The sequence below is a fragment of the Massilia aurea genome (assembly GCF_014200505.1).
Classification (GTDB): domain Bacteria; phylum Pseudomonadota; class Gammaproteobacteria; order Burkholderiales; family Burkholderiaceae_D; genus Telluria; species Telluria aurea_B.
Genome location: NZ_JACHBX010000001.1, coordinates 1,686,118 through 1,703,159 on the forward strand (window position 1 = coordinate 1,686,118; position 17,042 = coordinate 1,703,159).

The 17,042-nt window shown below is 63.7% G+C and carries 13 protein-coding genes; 8 read left to right on the top strand and 5 right to left on the bottom strand.

Annotation, left to right across the window (positions count from 1 at the left end; genetic code table 11):
* Positions 1-47: 47 nt before the first annotated feature.
* On the top strand, positions 48-1,115 hold the full coding sequence (locus tag HD842_RS07475) for an OmpA family protein (RefSeq protein ID WP_183552755.1): 1,068 nt from the start codon (positions 48-50) through the stop codon (positions 1,113-1,115).
* A 364-nt stretch (positions 1,116-1,479) separates the two neighbouring features.
* Positions 1,480-2,448 (top strand): IS1595 family transposase, encoded by a 969-nt coding sequence (locus HD842_RS07480; protein ID WP_183552756.1) that lies wholly within the window; start codon positions 1,480-1,482, stop codon positions 2,446-2,448.
* Between the two features lie 62 nt (positions 2,449-2,510).
* Here the strand turns inward: HD842_RS07480 and HD842_RS07485 are convergent, their stop codons facing one another.
* From HD842_RS07485 to HD842_RS07500, 4 genes are all read right to left on the bottom strand, one after another.
* Positions 2,511-3,362: a lysozyme inhibitor LprI family protein gene (locus HD842_RS07485; protein WP_183552757.1), complete on the bottom strand. Its 852-nt coding sequence runs from the start codon at positions 3,360-3,362 to the stop codon at positions 2,511-2,513.
* 55 nt (positions 3,363-3,417) lie between these two features.
* On the bottom strand, positions 3,418-4,425 hold the full coding sequence (locus HD842_RS07490) for a hypothetical protein (RefSeq protein WP_183552758.1): 1,008 nt from the start codon (positions 4,423-4,425) through the stop codon (positions 3,418-3,420).
* A 178-nt stretch (positions 4,426-4,603) separates the two neighbouring features.
* Positions 4,604-5,479 carry an aldose 1-epimerase gene (locus HD842_RS07495; RefSeq protein ID WP_183552759.1) on the bottom strand — a complete coding sequence of 292 codons (876 nt, stop codon included), beginning with the start codon at positions 5,477-5,479 and terminating at the stop codon, positions 4,604-4,606.
* A gap of 17 nt (positions 5,480-5,496) precedes the next feature.
* A complete protein-coding gene (locus HD842_RS07500; RefSeq protein WP_183552761.1) occupies positions 5,497-6,321 on the bottom strand; it encodes an NAD-dependent epimerase/dehydratase family protein in 825 nt (274 codons plus the stop codon).
* Between the two features lie 199 nt (positions 6,322-6,520).
* Between HD842_RS07500 and HD842_RS07505 the strand changes: the two genes are divergently transcribed.
* The 5 genes from HD842_RS07505 to zwf all read left to right on the top strand — a co-directional run bounded on the left by HD842_RS07505 (position 6,521) and on the right by zwf (position 15,770).
* Positions 6,521-7,918, top strand: coding sequence for a glycoside hydrolase family 88/105 protein (locus tag HD842_RS07505; protein WP_183552763.1), 1,398 nt, complete (start codon positions 6,521-6,523; stop codon positions 7,916-7,918).
* 15 nt (positions 7,919-7,933) lie between these two features.
* Complete coding sequence (locus HD842_RS07510; RefSeq protein WP_183552765.1) at positions 7,934-9,154, top strand: DUF4861 family protein; 1,221 nt, start codon at positions 7,934-7,936, stop codon at positions 9,152-9,154.
* A gap of 2 nt (positions 9,155-9,156) precedes the next feature.
* A complete protein-coding gene (locus HD842_RS07515; protein WP_183552767.1) occupies positions 9,157-10,998 on the top strand; it encodes a glycoside hydrolase family 28 protein in 1,842 nt (613 codons plus the stop codon).
* Positions 10,999-11,154: 156 nt separating this feature from the next.
* Positions 11,155-14,103, top strand: a complete 2,949-nt coding sequence (locus tag HD842_RS07520) for a TonB-dependent receptor (RefSeq protein ID WP_221290147.1) — start codon at positions 11,155-11,157, stop codon at positions 14,101-14,103.
* Positions 14,104-14,303: 200 nt separating this feature from the next.
* Positions 14,304-15,770: a glucose-6-phosphate dehydrogenase gene (zwf, locus tag HD842_RS07525; protein WP_183552769.1), complete on the top strand. Its 1,467-nt coding sequence runs from the start codon at positions 14,304-14,306 to the stop codon at positions 15,768-15,770.
* 26 nt (positions 15,771-15,796) lie between these two features.
* Here zwf and HD842_RS07530 read toward each other — a convergent pair whose 3' ends face one another.
* Entirely contained in the window at positions 15,797-16,273 is a 477-nt protein-coding gene (locus tag HD842_RS07530; protein ID WP_183552771.1) for a MarR family winged helix-turn-helix transcriptional regulator, read from the bottom strand.
* A 37-nt stretch (positions 16,274-16,310) separates the two neighbouring features.
* On the opposite strand from HD842_RS07530, the gene HD842_RS07535 reads away from it, so the two are divergent.
* Positions 16,311-17,039, top strand: a complete 729-nt coding sequence (locus HD842_RS07535) for a siderophore-interacting protein (protein WP_183552773.1) — start codon at positions 16,311-16,313, stop codon at positions 17,037-17,039.
* Positions 17,040-17,042: the final 3 nt, after the last annotated feature.

The window sequence follows — 17,042 nt, forward strand, 5'->3', positions numbered from 1 at the left end:
TGCTATTCTGGCGTTCCGTTAATTCTTTATCATGAAAAAAAACTCCCATGATGCGTTTATCGACACTTGTGCTGTCCCTGCTCCTGGCTGCCAGCCTGACCGCCTGCAAACGCGACCGAACCGAGTCGCAGGATGTAGCGAAAGAGGTGACCGCTGCCAACCAGCCTGTGGAAACACCAGTCGCCTCAGCCCCTGATGCGCCTGCCGCAGCACCAGCCTCGAACGTGGTCAAGCCTTTCGATCTTGCATCGGTACCAGTAACGACCAAGGCACTGCCGCCGTTCCCGTATGTCGCGATGCCTGCTGACCTGAAGCCAGCCGACATGCGCACGGACAGCAATTCTGATTTTGATAGCGTCTACGTGCTCGCTGGCGAAGAACTTCGCCGGGTTGAGGGCAAGTTAATGTCGCGTGAGTTCATGTTGAGCGATCTGCAGTGGTCAGTGCTGGCGGCACACCGTAATTATGAAGCCGCCTTGAAAGCCCTTGGTGCGACGCGGGTCGATGCCATCCACCCGATGAACGAGAAATTCATCGAGCGCAACGGTGGACGGTACCAGGCGATCTACGACAAGATGAAGCTTCCTTATATCGGCGCGAGCACAGATGAAAACACGCCTGGATTCGAGCAATGGCTACTACGGACTCCCCAGACGAACATCTGGTTTTCGTTCCGTGTCGACGGCGGCGAGGTCGGCATCATGACTCTCGAGGAAAAGGCAATGCAACAGCAGGTGCAGGCATTGCCGGCTGCCCAGCTGTCTTCCGCCTTGAAAAAGGACGGCCATGTCGCGGTTTATCTGAACTTCGATACCGACAGCCAGGTCATCCGGCAAGATAGCCTGGCTGTGATTGACGAGGTCGTCAAGCTGATGCAAAGCGAACCCGGGTTAAAGCTGCGCGTCGAAGGCCACACCGATGCAACCGGCGATGCCACGCACAATCGCAAGCTGTCGCTTGCACGTGCCGAGTCGGTCGTCAAGGCAGTCACGGCCCTGCAGATTGCGGCGAACCGCATGAGCGCCGCCGGCAAGGGCCCTGACCAGCCGCTCGCTGACAACGCCACCGAAGAAGGCAAGGCGAAAAACCGCCGCGTCGAACTGGTGCGCGTTTAAGTTTCCAGTCCTATGGCGCCAACGCTGCGCCGATTCACGGTGGTAATATCGGCCAAAATCAGACGCCTCTTACCTGCCTGCCCTTCCGTTCATTACCTCGCGTGGTGGCGTGTCAGGGCTCTTGCATCAATTGTCGGGTTCTTGCCCGAACCAGATTCTCAACGGTGACTAACTGGTCACTATTCTCAAGTCCGACGACGATCACCAGGACGTGGCCCTGCGTATGCCGCTCCGCCCTGTTTGCTCGCGCCTTGGCTAGTAGACTGCGTTTCCGGAAGGCGAAGTCAACGTTAAATAGTGCCGAGCTGTGAACTGATGAGCACTTTCATGGTCCAACCCCTGTCATCAGCGCCAGGAGTCGAGCATGAAAGCACCCCGTTTCACGCGTTGGTTCGCCAACTTGCCATTGCTGAACGTCCCGCAGCGCCGACAGGTGCTGGATGCCTTGCATCCTGCCGCCGGGCTCGACCAGGTCGTCGCACTCATCGCGCACGCCAGGTCGCCGGGCCGCTGTTGCCCCCGCTGTGGCAGCGTGCGCTGTAACCGGCACGGGTTCGCCAACGACCTGCAACGCTTCCGGTGCTGCGATTGCGGACGCACCTTCAATGACCTCACCGGAACGCCTCTGGCGAGGCTCAGGCACAAGGCCAAGTGGCTCGCCTATTCACAAGTTCTGCTCGATTCACTGCCTGTACGCAAGGCGGCAGGCCTGGTTGGCGTGCACCGCAACACGGCGTTCCGCTGGCGCCACCGCTTCCTGCATTGGATCAAGCTCGACCGGCCGACGCCCCTGAATGGCATCGTCGAAGCCGATGAAACCTTTCTGCTCGAATCGCAGAAAGGTTCGCGCGCACTCGACCGGCCCGCGCGGCGGCGGGGTGGCCGCGCCGCCAGGCCCGGCATTTCCGGAGAACTCGACTGTATTCTGGTGGCGCGTGACCGCAACGGACGCACGGTCGATGCCGTCACGGGCCGCGGCGCATTGACGGCCGCGCAGCTCGAACGCGACTTGCTGCCCAGACTCGATCCCCATTCTTTTCTGGTCAGTGACAGCCATTTGGCCTACAGGGCTTTTGCACGCAAGCACGGGATCACGCACGAGACCGTCAATCTGCGTGCGGGCGTACGGGCCAGGCGCCTGGGCAGCCTGGCCATTCACGTGCAAAACGTGAATGCCTATCATCAGCGCTTCAAGGATTGGTTGCGGGGCTTTCGCGGTGTGGCGTCGCGCTATCTCGCCAACTATCTGGGTTGGCGCTGGGCTCTGGATGGCGAGAGAGTACGTTCACCAGAACAATTGCTGCACATCGCAATCAGAGTCATCAATACGTAATGCTGACTGCGCCTTCCGGGAAGCGGTGCGAAAAACCGGAACTGCCCTGAGACAGTTCTCCATCAACGGGGTGGAAGCCAGTTCCTCAGACGCTGCTGCTGCTGACTATATTGCTGTGCGACGCAGTCGGCTAACTGCACAGCCTTAGCGCAGGTGGCGTCCCGGTGTTTCAGCCATTCGCGCTGGAATGCCCTCACAGCGTCCTCGTCGCTGACGGTGTCGAATCCGTGTCGCAACTGTCTGACGTGCGCCGCCATCTCGAGATCCTGTTTTGACAGACCGGGATCGTTGCAAATCGCCAGCTCGATTCTGGTTTTCGCCCGCGTACAATCGAAGGACGGGCCTTGTGGGCGCGGGCGGAAGACGCTGGCCGGCATCAATTCAGACCGCGCGAGCGGGCTGACCGCCCCATTCGCATTCACGAATTCTAATTTGCTCGGTTCAATGTCGTTATCGCTCAGCCATGCCGAGAGCGCCTGGCGAGCCGGTGTTGGCAGAGCTGTGCCGGAGAGCCTCTTCGATCCGACGAGCAGAACGTTGTCAGCGACGACCGCTCCCAGCGCAGCGCCGCCTTGTACATCGGTCCAGAAGAAGCCCTTCATCATGCAGGCGTGCGCGACGCAGGCAGAGACGCTCACGTAGCGGCTCTCGATAACGCGCACCGGATCTGGCGGACCACCCAACCCATCCATGACGTCTTTTGCAAGTTGCGCCGGAACGCTCGCGCGGATCAGGCCTTTTGCGCGTTTATCCCAAATGAACGCGTTGGTCGATTTGCCTTTGTAAGCGAGCACCCATGCGTTCTTATTGTCAGAGGCCCGCGCTGGACCGGCACCCCAGAAAAAGCAGCTGGCAAGGCCCAGCAACACCAGGCCGTGCCATTGGCGACAACACTGATGGAAATCGATTTTCATACGTGTCCAAAGTTCAGGATAGGGTGTAAAGCGCAGCTGTTACGGGCATGCCCGATCACCCCGGGGCAGGCGTCGACAGGGCAAGGTCGGTCGGGACAAGGTAAGTGAAGCTCTTCGGATCGAACATCACCTTCCACTTGCGCGCCTCGACCGCCTGGCCGTCCTGACTGCCCGACAGCGTCACCGTGATCGGCGCCGGAATCGTGCCATTGACGACGCCGACGCGGTAGCGCCAGCGCCGCTTGTCGCAGCGCAGCGGCTCTTCTGGCTCCTCGATATCCATCTCTGCTTCATCGACGCCGTGGCTCCCCAGGTCGGGCGGGGTCGTGCTGTTGTACACATCGTAGGCAGCCTTGGCCTCGGCGCATGGCTGGGGCGGGACAGAGTCACTCGAGCCAGGGAATTCAGCCAGGATCGCGACGCCGCCCTTGTGCGGTGCCAACACGTTATTGGTCACCGTGACCGGCGAATGGGTCGGATCGCTCCCGGTCTGGGTCTTGATCACCCAGCCCCACAGGTTCTCGCTCAATGCCTCGAAATAGACCTGTTCGGGCTGCACGGCGACGCCTGCACTGTACTGCACCTGCAGATTCGCCGCGGTCAGGTCGCCATCGCGCGGCTCGGTGGGATGCACGTGGAATGCGCCGTAGCGCGCACGGTCGCTGCCGTCGACGGCGACGCCGCTGGCGACGAAGTACATCTCGTCGCCAGCGAGGTTATCCGGAATTTTGACTTGTTGCACTACCCGCATGACGTAGGTGACGTCGTCGTCGTCGACATACACCCAGCCTTTTTTCGCGGCCGAATATTTACCATAGACTTTGCCCATCACATCATCGATGGCGGTCGCTTCATCGATGACAATGCGCTCGGGCGCTGGCGGCGTGGTGTTGTGACGGTAGATGGCGTAAGCGAGCGTCAACAACGCCAGCAAACCAACAACAGCCAACAGGTACAGCAGCGCGCGCAGCCAGCGGCGGCGCGGACGCCCGCTTGCGACCACTGCGGCACCAACCTCTCCTGCAACCGGCATAGCAGCCGGGTGTTCCTTCAGATCGTCCATCGAGCCACCACGCAAATGAAAAAATGTTATCAATAATTAATCATTGTACGTTCACTGCCGGCGGGGTGAAACAGCATCCGTGCGCGGCTATGCACCGTGGTTGAATGCGTTGTGCAGGGTGCGCTGAAGGTGCTGTCAGAACACGCCGGGATCGAACTCGGGTTTCTGCCGTAGCGCATCAAAGCGATTCGCCCCGGAAAATGACCGAACGGCTCACACTGGCCCCAGGCGCCAGCACGGTCAGGCCGGGATAGCCCGGCATGTTGTGGGCATTGATCGGATGGTCGACCGGCTCGAAACAAAAGAAGTCGCGGCCCGGTGGCGCATACAGGATGAAGTAATCCATCGCCGCTTCGATCGAGAGGCCCACGCCCCGCCCCGGCCAGCGCACACGCGCCACGCCGTCCCAGCCGGCAAAGGCATTGTCGACGGCCTCCTTCGGCAGCGGCGCGGACATGCGGTAGTCCCAGGCAGGCGGCACAGCGCGCCGGCTCGACGGCAGCTTGTCCGGGCCCGACAGCCAGACCGCATCGGCCCGCACCTGCAGCTGCGCACCGCCCGGGTCGGGCAACCACGGATGCAGGCCCAGTCCGAATGGCAGCGCCACCGCGCCCGCGTTGCGCACGGTGAGTTCCACGATCAGCGCGTCGCCATCGAGCGTGTAACGCAGCGTGGCGTCATACGCGAGCGGCGCAAACGTGTGGCGCGTCAGGCGCAGCAGGATCGAATCGAATGTCAGCGACTGCACGTCCCACGCCTGCTGCCAGCCATCGCCATGAATGGCGACTTTCTCGCCCGGGCGGTTCGGCGTCGGCACATACCGCTTGCCGTCGTATTCGAAGCCGGATGGCGCGATCCGGTTCGACCATGGCACCAGCGGGAAGCAGGCCAGCTGGCCCGGTTGCGGCACGTCCGTGAAATCGGGCGGCAGGCCACGCAGCAGCGGCACCGGCTCCGCGCCGCGCAGCCAGTCCAGGCGCGCGAGGCTGCCGCCGATCTGCGGCACGATGACGGCCGCCAGGCTGCGGTTTTGCAGTACGAGGCGTTGCAGCATGGGGCGCGCCGCCGGCATCAGTATTGCGGGCCGTCGAGCAGGAACTTGCCGCCCTGGTAGATCGTCGTCACATCGTCCGGCGCCGGGAATTCGGCCGAATCCGGGAACAGATGCGCAAAGGTGCGCGAGCTGTCCTTCGGCTTGAAGCCCAGGTGCGCGACCAGGCGGTTGTCCCACCAGACGCTGTCGTTGTCCGACATGCCGTAGACGATCGTGTGGCCCACACGTGGCGCAAACAGCGCACAGCGCAGCAGTTCGGTCAGATCGTCATACGACAGATACGTGCTCATCATCCGCTTGTTGGCCGGCTCCGGGAAGCTCGAGCCGATCCGCACGCAGACCGTCTCGATACCGAAGCGGTCATAGTAATAGCGCGACATCTGCTCGCCGAATACCTTCGACAGGCCGTAGTAGCTGTCCGGGCGCGTCGGCGAATTCGCGTCGAGCATCTCGGTCGTGCGGTGGTAGCCGATCGCATGGTTCGAGCTGGCGAAGATCACGCGCTTCGTGCCGGCCTTGTGCAGCGCCTCGTACAGGTTGGCCACGCCGAGGATATTGGCCTGCATGATTGGCTCGAACGGCTTTTCGGTGGAGACGCCGCCAAAGTGCAGCACCGCATCCACGCCCTCGAGCAGCTTGATGACTGTTTCCTTGTCGGCCAGGTCGCACTGGACGATCTCTTCACCCTCACGGGCCTCGCCCATGTCGACGACATCCGACAGCCGCACCACGTCGGCCCACGGCTTGATGCGATCGCGCAGCACCTTGCCCAGGCCGCCGGCCGCGCCGGTCAGCAGTATGCGTTTGAATGGTTTGCCGACTTTCTGTACTGCTTGGGTCATGCCCGTCTCCTCATATGTTCTATTAAATTCTGCCGCGACCTTGTTCGGGGAAAGTATGCCATACAACATCGAAAAGTGGCTAGTCCAGCTTGCGATTTTGGTCAGACCAAATTAGAATGAGCCGACCAAAAGAGCGTTACCTGCACTTCCGCAACACAGGTAATACAACAGTGAATATCACGATGCCGATTGGAGACAAATGAAACTGCACTTCGTTGCCGCCCTGCTGGGCTGCGCATTGGTATCCTCGCCCACGCTGGCCCAGGGTCAATACCGCAATACCGACAACACGAACCTGGGCGACGCCGGCGAAGGCACCTACCCGATCCCGTATAAAAAGCCGGTGGTGGCCGAGGTCACCGCCCAGTTGCAGGCGATCCGCGCTTTCATGGACCGCGCGACCCCAACCCGCATCGTCAGCAAGCGCACCGGCCAGCCGATCACGGACCTGAAAAAACCGAGTGCGGACGCCATCTTCGAAAAGAGCGCCGGCGACTACGGCATCCAGGTGTACGAGATGGGCGTCGTGCATTCGGGCCTGCTCAAAGCGGCCCAGGTCACCAAGGACCCCGGCTTTACCGCGATGACCAAGCGCCACTTCGCCTTCTTTGCCGAGACGCTACCGTATTTCCGGGCGCAGGAACAGCAGTTCAAGCTCGAACGCGGCAACAGCTTCTCGCGCTTTCTCGACCCGCGCTCGCTCGACGACGCCGGCTCGATGTGCGCGGCCCTGATGCGTGCGCGCGCCGCCAAGGTCGGGCCGGATCTGAAACCCATGATCGATACCTGCAGCGACTGGGTCGCCAAGCGCCAGTTCCGGCTGGACGACGGCACGATGGCCCGCAAGCGCCCGCAGGAAGTCTCGCTGTGGGCCGACGACATGTACATGAGCATCCCGGCGCTGGCCGAGATGGGCCGCCTGACGGGCGAGCGCGCGTACTTCGACGATGCAGTCGCTAACGTGATGGGCATGTCGAGCCGCATGTTCAATCCGCAGCTCGGCCTGTACACGCATGGCTGGCACGCGAACCACCCGGAGGCGCCGCGCTTCTACTGGGCGCGCGCCAATGGCTGGGCGGTGCTGGCAATGTCCGACCTGCTCGACGTGCTGCCGAAGGACCATCCTGGCTACCCGAAAGTGCTGGCGCAGCTGCGCGCATCGCTCAAGGGCATCGCCGAACTGCAAAGCGGCAGCGGTCTGTGGCACCAGATGATCGACCGCAACGACTCGTATCTCGAGACGTCCGCCAGCGCGATCTTCACCTATGTGTTCGCGCACGCCGTCAACGAGGGCTGGGTCAGCCCGACGACCTACGGCTCGATCGCGCAAACCGGCTGGAACGCGCTGTCGACCCGCATCACGGCGCTGGGCCAGGTCGAAGGCACGTGCGTCGGCACGACGCTGGCCGGCGACATGGTCTATTACTACAACCGCCCGACCAGCGTGGACGCGCTGCACGGCTACGGGCCGATGCTGCTGGCCGGCGCTGAGATCATCCGCCTGGTGACGAATCCCGCGTTCGAGGTGCAGCACAAGGTGCGCACCTACCACTACATGCCCAAGGGTGGGCAGACCGATTACCGCGAACACCACTGACCCTGGAGTGACATCATGAACCGACTCGTACTCGCCGCGCTGCTCATTCCCGCAGTGGCCGCGCCGCTGGCGCACGCCCAGGCGGATGGCATCCGCGTGACCGTCCAGCAGGACCTGGCAATCGCCCGTCCCTCCGAAACCATCTCGATCCCGTGGAAGGATGTGAATGCCGCGCTGCCCGGCGCGATGGTGCAGAAAATCGCGGTGAAGGATGCGCGTGGCCGCGTGCTGCCGCACCAGGTGACGAATATCGCGCCACAGGCGAAGGACCCGAAAAATGAGGGCGTCGCTTATGGTGAACTGCTGTTCCAGCACAGCTTTGCCCCTGGCGAGAAGAGCGCGAACTTCACCATCGAACGCATCGACGGCGTCGCCCCGCCGTTCCCGATCAAGACCTTCGCGCGTCAGGTGCCCGAGCGGCTGGACGACTTCGCGTGGGAAAACGACAAGATCGCCCACCGCACCTACGGACCGGCGCTGGCAGCGCCCGCACCGGCCGGCGTCGTCAAGGAAGTCCTGGTGACGAGCGGCCTGGATATCTGGTTCAAGCGCGTCGGGTATCCGATCGTCGACCGCTGGTACAACAAGGGCCACGACCATTATCACAAGGACCAGGGCGAAGGCATGGACATGTACAACGTCGGCAAGTCGCGCGGCGCCGGTGGTATTGGTGTCTGGAGCGGCGAGACCTTGTACCCAGGCGTGAACTACGCAACCTTCAAGATCCTGGCCAATGGCCCGATCCGCACCGTGTTCGAACTGCACTACGCACCGTGGGACGCGAACGGGCGCCAGGTCAGCGAAGTCAAACGCTTCACGGTCGACGCCGGCCAATGGTTCGACCGCATCGACAGCACCTTCACCGCCAGCGGCGACGGCCCGCTGACGGTGGCCGTGGGTCTGAACAAGACGCCGGCCGACAAAGGCCAGTCGCCAAAAATCGCCACCACCCGCGACGGCAAGGTGCTGCTGCAGTGGGTCGAGCAGTCCACCAACGACGCCTTCGGCACCGCGGTCGTGCTGCCAGCGGCCGAAGGCTTCGCACAGGACGCGCTCAATGACCTGATCGTGGCCAAGGCCACGCCGGGCACGCCGCTGCGCTACTACGCTGGCGGCGCCTGGCGCCGCGCGGGCGAGATCACCAGCCGCGAACTGTGGCAACGCGAGGCGGCAACCGTCGCAGCGCGCGACGCCAGCCCGGTGCGCGTGACCATCGCACCGACCAAAGGAAACTGACCATGCCATTTCACCCGAAACGCCGCGCGCTGCTGCGCACCGTGCCGGCAGCCTCGCTGCTACTCTCCGGCGTCACCGCTGCTGCCCCCGCCGCCCGCAAAGCGGTAACGCCACCCGACCCGTGGCAGCGCGCCAACGACATCATCGCCCGCTTTGCCACGCCGCTGGTGTTTCGCAAGGAAGACTTCGACGTCACGACCTACGGCGCTAAACCGGCATCGCTGGTGCAGGTGCGGGGCCAGGTCGCTTCGCTCGTCGACGGCGTGCTCGATACGCCGGCGCCCGGCTCGCCCGACAGCTATCCGGCCATCGCAGCCGCCATCGCTGCCTGCCACGCCAAGGGGGGCGGGCGCGTCGTGATCCCGAAAGGCGACTGGTACTGCGCCGGCCCGATCGTGCTGCGCTCGAATGTCCACGTGCACCTGGCGGCCCGCGCGCGCGTGCATTTTTCGGCCAACCCGGAGCACTACGCGCGCCACGGCGCGCATGACTGCGGCGCCAACGGCAAGCTGGTGCTGTCGCGCTGGCAGGGCAACGATTGCCTGAACTATTCGCCGATGGTGTACGCGATCGATCAGCAGAATATCGCGCTGACGGGCGAGGACTGGACCAGCATCCTCAATGGCCAGGGCGGCGTGCCGTTCGAGCCGGGCTTTGCGCAGCAAGCCGAATGCTGGTGGGACTGGAAGGGCCGCGCCCAGTCCGGCCAACCCAAACGCACCCGCACTGAGGTCGCCGCCAACCAGGCCAACGCCCCGCTCGACCGCGTCGTTCCCGGCATCGACGCGGGGCTGCAGGCGAGCATCCAGGGCGAGGGAAACCGGTGGCAGACCGACTCGCGCTACCTGCCCGCGCTGTCCGAGGCCGGCGTGCCGGTCGAGCGGCGCGTGTTCGGCCACGGCCACTATCTGCGTCCCTGCATGATCGAGCTGATTGGCTGCAGCAAGGTGCTGCTGCAGGGTTACCAGGTCAATGCCGCGCCGTTCTGGCTGCACCACCCGGTCGATTGCAAGGACCTCTTGATCCGCCGCGTGAACATGGAAAGCCTGGGTCCAAACAGCGACGGGTTCGATCCGGAAGCCTGCGACGGCGTGCTGGTCGACGAGTGCCAGTTCAATAATGGCGACGACTGCATCGCGATCAAGGCCGGCAAGAACAGCGACACGCAGCACGGCCCGACGCGCAATATCGTCATCCAGAATTGCGTGATGAACAGCGGCCATGGCGGCGTCACGCTCGGCAGCGAGATGGCCGGCGGGATCGAATACATCTACGCGCAGCAGCTCGATTTTCGCAACACGCACTGGAAAGACGATCCCCTGAACACGGCGATCCGGCTCAAGACGAACATGAACCGCGGCGGTTTTCTGCGCCATCTGTACGTGCGCGACGTGACGCTGCCCAATGGTGTGGCGCTTGAACCAGGCCTGTATAAGCCGCTCGCCGGCGCGCGCGACATCAAGCAGCCGGTCGCGTCTGGCGCCGGCGCCATCGTCACGATCGATTGCGATTATGTGCCGGGCGACGACACGATGCGCAATCGCCCGCCGCAGGTGTCGGACATCGACATCCGCAACGTCCACACGAAGAATGTCGATACGGGCAAGGGCCAGTTCTCGTGCTACCAGGCGTTCGTACTGCTCGGCCCCGTGGCGTCGAGCTTCAACGGCAAGCCAGGCACGGCGATCCCACCGATCGCGCGCGTGCGCATCAGCGACTCGGACTTCGGCACGCCCGTCAACACCGCGCAACCGTGGTTCGTGCACAACGCCGTGGACATCACGCTCGACAACGTCACCATCGGCGGCAAGCGCTACAAGCAGGTGCTGCATAAAAAGACCTGACTCGCAACAGGTCAGGCCAAATTAAAATATTTTTTAATTGGCCTGACCAAAATTACAAGTTGTGTCATAGAATCTAGAAACTGGCCTGACCAGATAAATAAATGCAGCGCCGGTGGACCTTCCGTGTCCACCCCGATAAAAACGCATGGAGACAGCATGAACCAACACCCGCACCGCGCATCGCTGCGCAAACTCACCCTGTGCCTGCTCGGCACGGCCTCGGTATCCGCCATGTCGCTGGGCCCCGCGTTCGCGCAGGAAGTGGCCGCGACACCGGCTGGCGCCGGCGCAGCGCAAACGGTGGTCGTCACAGGCCTGCGCGCCTCGCTCGAAAGCGCCCTGAACGCCAAGCGCCAGGAAAACGGCATCGTCGACGTCATCAAGTCGGAAGACATGGGCAAGTTCCCCGACACGAACCTGGCCGAGTCGCTGCAGCGGGTGCCGGGCGTCGTGATCGACCGCGACGCGGGTGAAGGCCGTTCGATCACGGTGCGCGGCCTGGGCCAGGACTTTACGCGTGTGCGCATCAACGGCATCGAAGGTCTTGCCACCACGGGCGGCACCGACAGTTCGGGCGGCACCAACCGTGGCCGGGGCTTCGACTTCAATGTGTTCGCGTCTGAACTGTTCAGCGCCCTGACGGTGCGCAAGAGCTCCTCGGCCGACGTGGACGAAGGCTCGCTCGGCGCCACCGTCGACCTGCAGACGCTGCGGCCGTTCGACCTGAAAGGCTTCAACGCCACGGTCGCCCTAAAGGGCAAGTACAACGACGGCTCGGAGAAGACCGATCCACGTGCGGCCTTCATGATTTCGGATACGTTCTTCGACCGCAAAGTCGGCGTGCTGGTCTCGGGTGCGTTCTCGAAACGCCGTGTGCTGGAAGACGGTTTCAGCACGGTGCGCTGGGATAACGGCCCGTCGTCGGGCGGCTGGTGCGCACCGCAAGGCGCTGCTGCTGCCAACCCGGCCAACTCCACCGCGACCACCTGCGGCCCGGCCGCACAGGGCGTCGCGCGCCTGCCGAACACCCCGGAAAACCAGGCCGCCTACAACGCCGCCAGCAGCCCGGACAACTTCCATCCGCGCCTGCCACGTTATGGCCGCCTGACCCACGACCAGGATCGCCTGGGCCTGACCGCCTCGGTGCAGTGGCGTCCGCAGCGCGGCACCCTGCTCACGTTCGACATGCTGTACTCGAAGCTCGACGCCACGCGCCAGGAAGACTTCCTGGAAGCGACCTCGTTCAGCCGCAGCGCCAGCCAGGGCGGCAAGCCGCAAATGAGCGTGGTGCAGGCCGAGTACGCGCCGAACGGCGCTCTGCTGTACGGCAAATACAACGGCGTCGACATCCGCTCCGAGCAGCGCTTCGATGAACTGAAAACCACCTTCACGCAGCCGACGCTGACGCTCGAACACAAGCTCACCGACACGCTGAGCATGAGCGCCCGCTATGGCCGCGCCAATTCGAAGTTCCGCAATCCGGTGCAGACCACCGTCACGCTCGACGCGCTGAACGTCGACGGCTACACGCTCGACTTCCGCAACGACGACCGCCGTCCGGTCATCGGCTACCCGTTCGACCCGATGGGCAACCGCCTCGGCCTGGTCGGCGTACCGCAGGTGGCCAGCGGTACCCAGCCGTCGACGGTCGCCAACACGACCACCAGCGAAATCCGCACCCGGCCGCAAGGCACCGACAACGTCAACAACGTCGGCCAGTTCGATCTGGCGTGGGAAGCCAGTGACATCTTCACGATCAAGGGCGGCGTCAACAGCAAGAAGTACAGCTCGGACACCTACGAATTCCGGCGCGTGAACCAGAACGACACGATCTTCGCGCCGCCTGCAGGCGCCACCGGCCTCACGTCCAACCTGACCGGCTTTGGCAGCAACCTGGGCATGCCAGCGGGGAACGCGAGCGGCTGGGTCGTGCCGAACCTGCAGGCGATCGCCGCTGCCTACGACATCTACTGCAACTGCATCAAGAGCGGCCCTGCCGGCGGACCGGGTGACTTCCGGCTGTCGTCGATCGAGAACGGCAATGCACGCGGCAACAACCGCTCGGTCACCGAGAAAAGCGATGGCCTGTACCTGATGGGCGAATTCCGCTACGACCTGTGGAATATCCCGGTGCGCGGCAACGTCGGCGTGCGCCACGTGAAGACGGATCTGTCGACGACCGGCTACCAGGCTGCCGGCGGTGGCACCGCCGTCACGGTCGATCACGATTACAAGGACACGCTGCCGTCGTTCAACCTGGCTGCGAACATCACCGACGAATTCATCGTGCGCGTCGGCGCCGCCAAGGTCATGACGCGCCCGCAACTGGGCTTCCTGTCGCCGGGCGGCAGTATCGCCACCACCGGCAACCTGTCGATCAACACGGGCAACCCGTTCCTCAAGCCGTTCCGTGCCAAGACCTTCGACACCAGCTTCGAGTACTACTTCAAGAACAAGGCGTTCGTCGGCGTGGGCCTGTTCCAGAAGAACATCGACACCTACATCCAGAGCCTGCGCACCAACGTGGCGTTCCGCGATTCGGGCCTGCCGCTGTCGCTGCTGCCGGCGAACTTCACGGGTGAAGAAGTGTTTGCGCTGACCACCCCGGTCAATACCGACGGCGGCAAGCTGAAAGGCTTCGAGATCAACTACCAGCAGCCGTTCACGTTCCTGCCTGGCTGGGGCAAGAACTTCGGCACGCTGCTGAACTACACCCGGGTCTCGTCGAAGATCGAATACCTGGTCTCGCCGACCAGCGACGCGCGCATCACGGACGACCTGCTGAACCTGTCGCCGAAAGCGTGGAACGCCACGCTGTTCTACGACGACGGCAAGTTCAGCGCGCGTGTCTCGGCCGCCCAGCGTTCGGGCTTCGTGACCCGCGTGCCGGGCCAGAACAACAACGACGTCGAAGGCAAGAACGAAACGCTCAACGTCGACCTGTCGTTCTCGTACAAGGTCAACGACAAGCTCGAGTTCACGCTCGAAGGCGTCAACCTGACCAACGAAGAAAGCGACCAGTTCATCAGCCGCGCGCGCAACAGCGTCGTCGTCAACAACGTCACGGGCCGCGAATATCTGTTCGGGCTGCGTTACAAGTTCTGAGCGAACGCGTCCTCGCGTCCTTGGGCCCGCGCTTGCGCGGGCTTTTTTTCGTCCGCGCCCACCCTACCGATGTTGCCAGCGTCCCCCGCCCGCGCCCCGCATGCCACAGCGGCACGCCGGGGCATCCCTTGGTCTCAGGTACGCTACAATCTACGGCCCGCGACGCACGCGATTTTCTCCAACCTGCCAGCGAAAGACCCATGAGCACCTCGACCGAGATTGACAACGGCCTCCCCCTCGACATGACCATCTTCGGCGGGATGGGCGACCTTGCCATGCGCAAGCTGCTGCCCGCCCTGTACATGGCCTACCTGCACGGCAACCTGCCGGCATCGACCCGCATCCTGTCGACCGGCCGCCAGGACTACGACCGCGCGGCCTATCTCGCCTTCATCGAAGAGCATTCGCGCTCGTTCATCAGCGGCGACAACTTCAACGAGAAAAGCTGGGCCGGTTTCCTGGACCTGCTGGTCTACGTGAAGGTCGACGTCGCGACGGCGCCGGTCTTCGACACGCTGCGCGATGTCTCGCGCGATGGCGCCCAGCGCGTGTTCTATCTCGCCACGGCACCATCGTTGTTTACGATGATCTGCGACAAGCTCGCCGCCACCGGTCTGGTCGACGCCAACGCGCGCGTCGTGCTGGAAAAACCGCTGGGGCGCGACCTGGCCTCGGCCGTCGAGATCAACGAGGCGGTCGGCAAGCACTTCGCCGAATCGCAGATCTACCGCATCGACCATTACCTGGGCAAGGAGACCGTGCAGAACCTGATGGTGCTGCGCTTCGGGAACTCGATCCTGGAACCGCTGTGGCGCGCGCCGAACATCGCCAGCGTGCAGATCACGGTGGCGGAAGAAGTCGGCGTGGGCAGCCGCGCGGGCTTCTACGACAGCGCCGGCGCGATGCGCGACATGGTGCAGAACCACCTGATGCAGCTGCTGTGCATCGTGGCGATGGAACCGCCAACGTCGCTCTCGCCCGATGCCGTGCGCGATGAAAAGCTCAAGGTGCTGCGCTCGCTGCGCCGCATGGGCCTGGCCGATATCGCGCGCGACACCGTGCGTGGCCAGTATTCACGTGGCGTCAGTGGCAACCAGGAAGCCAAGGGCTATCACGAAGAAAGCAACGTGCCGGCCGACAGCCACACCGAGACCTTCGTCGCCCTGCGTGCCCACATCGATACCTGGCGCTGGTCGAAGGTGCCGTTCTATCTGCGCACCGGCAAGCGCATGGCGCGTCGCTCGTCGAAGATCGTCATCGAGTTCGCCAATCCGCCGTTCCCGCTGTTCCCCGAAACGCCGGGCGGTGTGGCCAATCGCCTCGTCATCGAGCTGCAGCCCGAAGAAGCGATCAAGCTGCAGATCTTCGCCAAGCAGCCAGGCAGCGGCATGCTGATGCAGCAGGTCGCGCTGAACCTGGATCTGCAGTCGGCATTCGCGCAGCGCCGCGCCGAAGCCTATGAACGCCTGCTGATCGACGTCGTGCGCGGTCGCCTGACGCACTTCATGCGCCGCGATGAACTCGAAGCGGCGTGGGAATGGGTCGAGCCGATCATCAATGGCTGGGAGACGCTTGGCGAAAAGCCGCATGCGTATGCGGCCGGCTCGTGGGGGCCGCCGGAATCGTTCGCGCTGCTGGCGCGTGACGGCTTCGGCTGGGTCGAGTAAGCGGGTCGATCAAACCCGGCGCGGCCTCAGGCCGCGCCGGCTTCCAGGTTGGCGCGCACGCGCGCCAGCAACGCCATCAAGCGGGCCTGCTCGTCCGTGTCCAGCCCTGCCAGGGCAATCTGTCCCAATGCGCCGCTTTGCCGGTGCAACTCCTCACACACCGCCTGCCCTGCACTGCTCAGTGTCAGCCGTGTGCTTCGCCGGTCGGCTTCGTCGGCGGTCGCATCGAGCATCCCCGCATCACGCAAGCCCTTGATCAGGCGCGCAACCTGCGCCTTGTCGCGGCCCGAATGCGCGACCAGATCGCTCTGCGTCGCGCCGGGATGACGGCCGAAAAACCGCAGCACCTTGATTTCCATGTGCGCCAGTTCGTGCGAACCCGACTGCACATCGGCGCGCAGGCCGCGCATCTGCTGCGAACGGTACAGGTGCACGATCGCGTGCATGACCTCGAGCGCATCTTCGCCGCTTTTTTGGTTGACTCTATCAACTTCTTTTTGCATAATGGTGGACGTTATCAACTAATTGATGGAGTGTAGCATGAGTGAAACCGACATCCCCACGATCGAACGCGTGCGCCACGACCTGAAACTGCGTGAGGTCACCGTGGCGCGCATCAACCGCGTCAGCCCCGGCTTTGCCAGCATCACCTTCCAAGGTGAGGCGCTGGCGGACTTCACGTCGCTGTCGTTCGACGACCACGTCAAGTTCATGTTCAACGACGCCAATGGCGAGCAGGTACGGCGCGATTACACACCGCGCCGGGTCGACACCCACGCCCGCGAGATCGACATCGAATTTGCGCTGCACGGCCATGGCGGCGCGGCCGAGTGGGCGCGCAATGCGACCGTCGGTCAACGCGCGATCATCGGCGGGCCGCGCGGCTCGATGATCCTGCCGTTGGCGATGGACTGGCACCTCTTGATCGGCGACGCCAGCGCGCTGCCGGCCGTGACGCGCCGGCTCGAAGAATTGCCGGCAGGCGCGCGCGTCGTCGCGGTGCTGCTGGTGGATGCAGCGGACCGCCGCGCGTTTGTGACCCGCGCCGATGCCCGCATCCACTGGGTCGACAGCGACGACGCGCTGTTGCAGGTGCTGAAGGAGTTGCCGTTGCAGACCGGCGCCGGGCTGGCCTGGGGTGGCGGCGAAGCGGCGCTGATGGCGCGTGTGCGTCAGGTGCTGGTCGACACGGGCATGCCACGCCAGGCCGCCAAAGTATCGGCCTACTGGAAGCGCGGCGTGGCCGATCATCACGAGCGCCTGGACTGACAG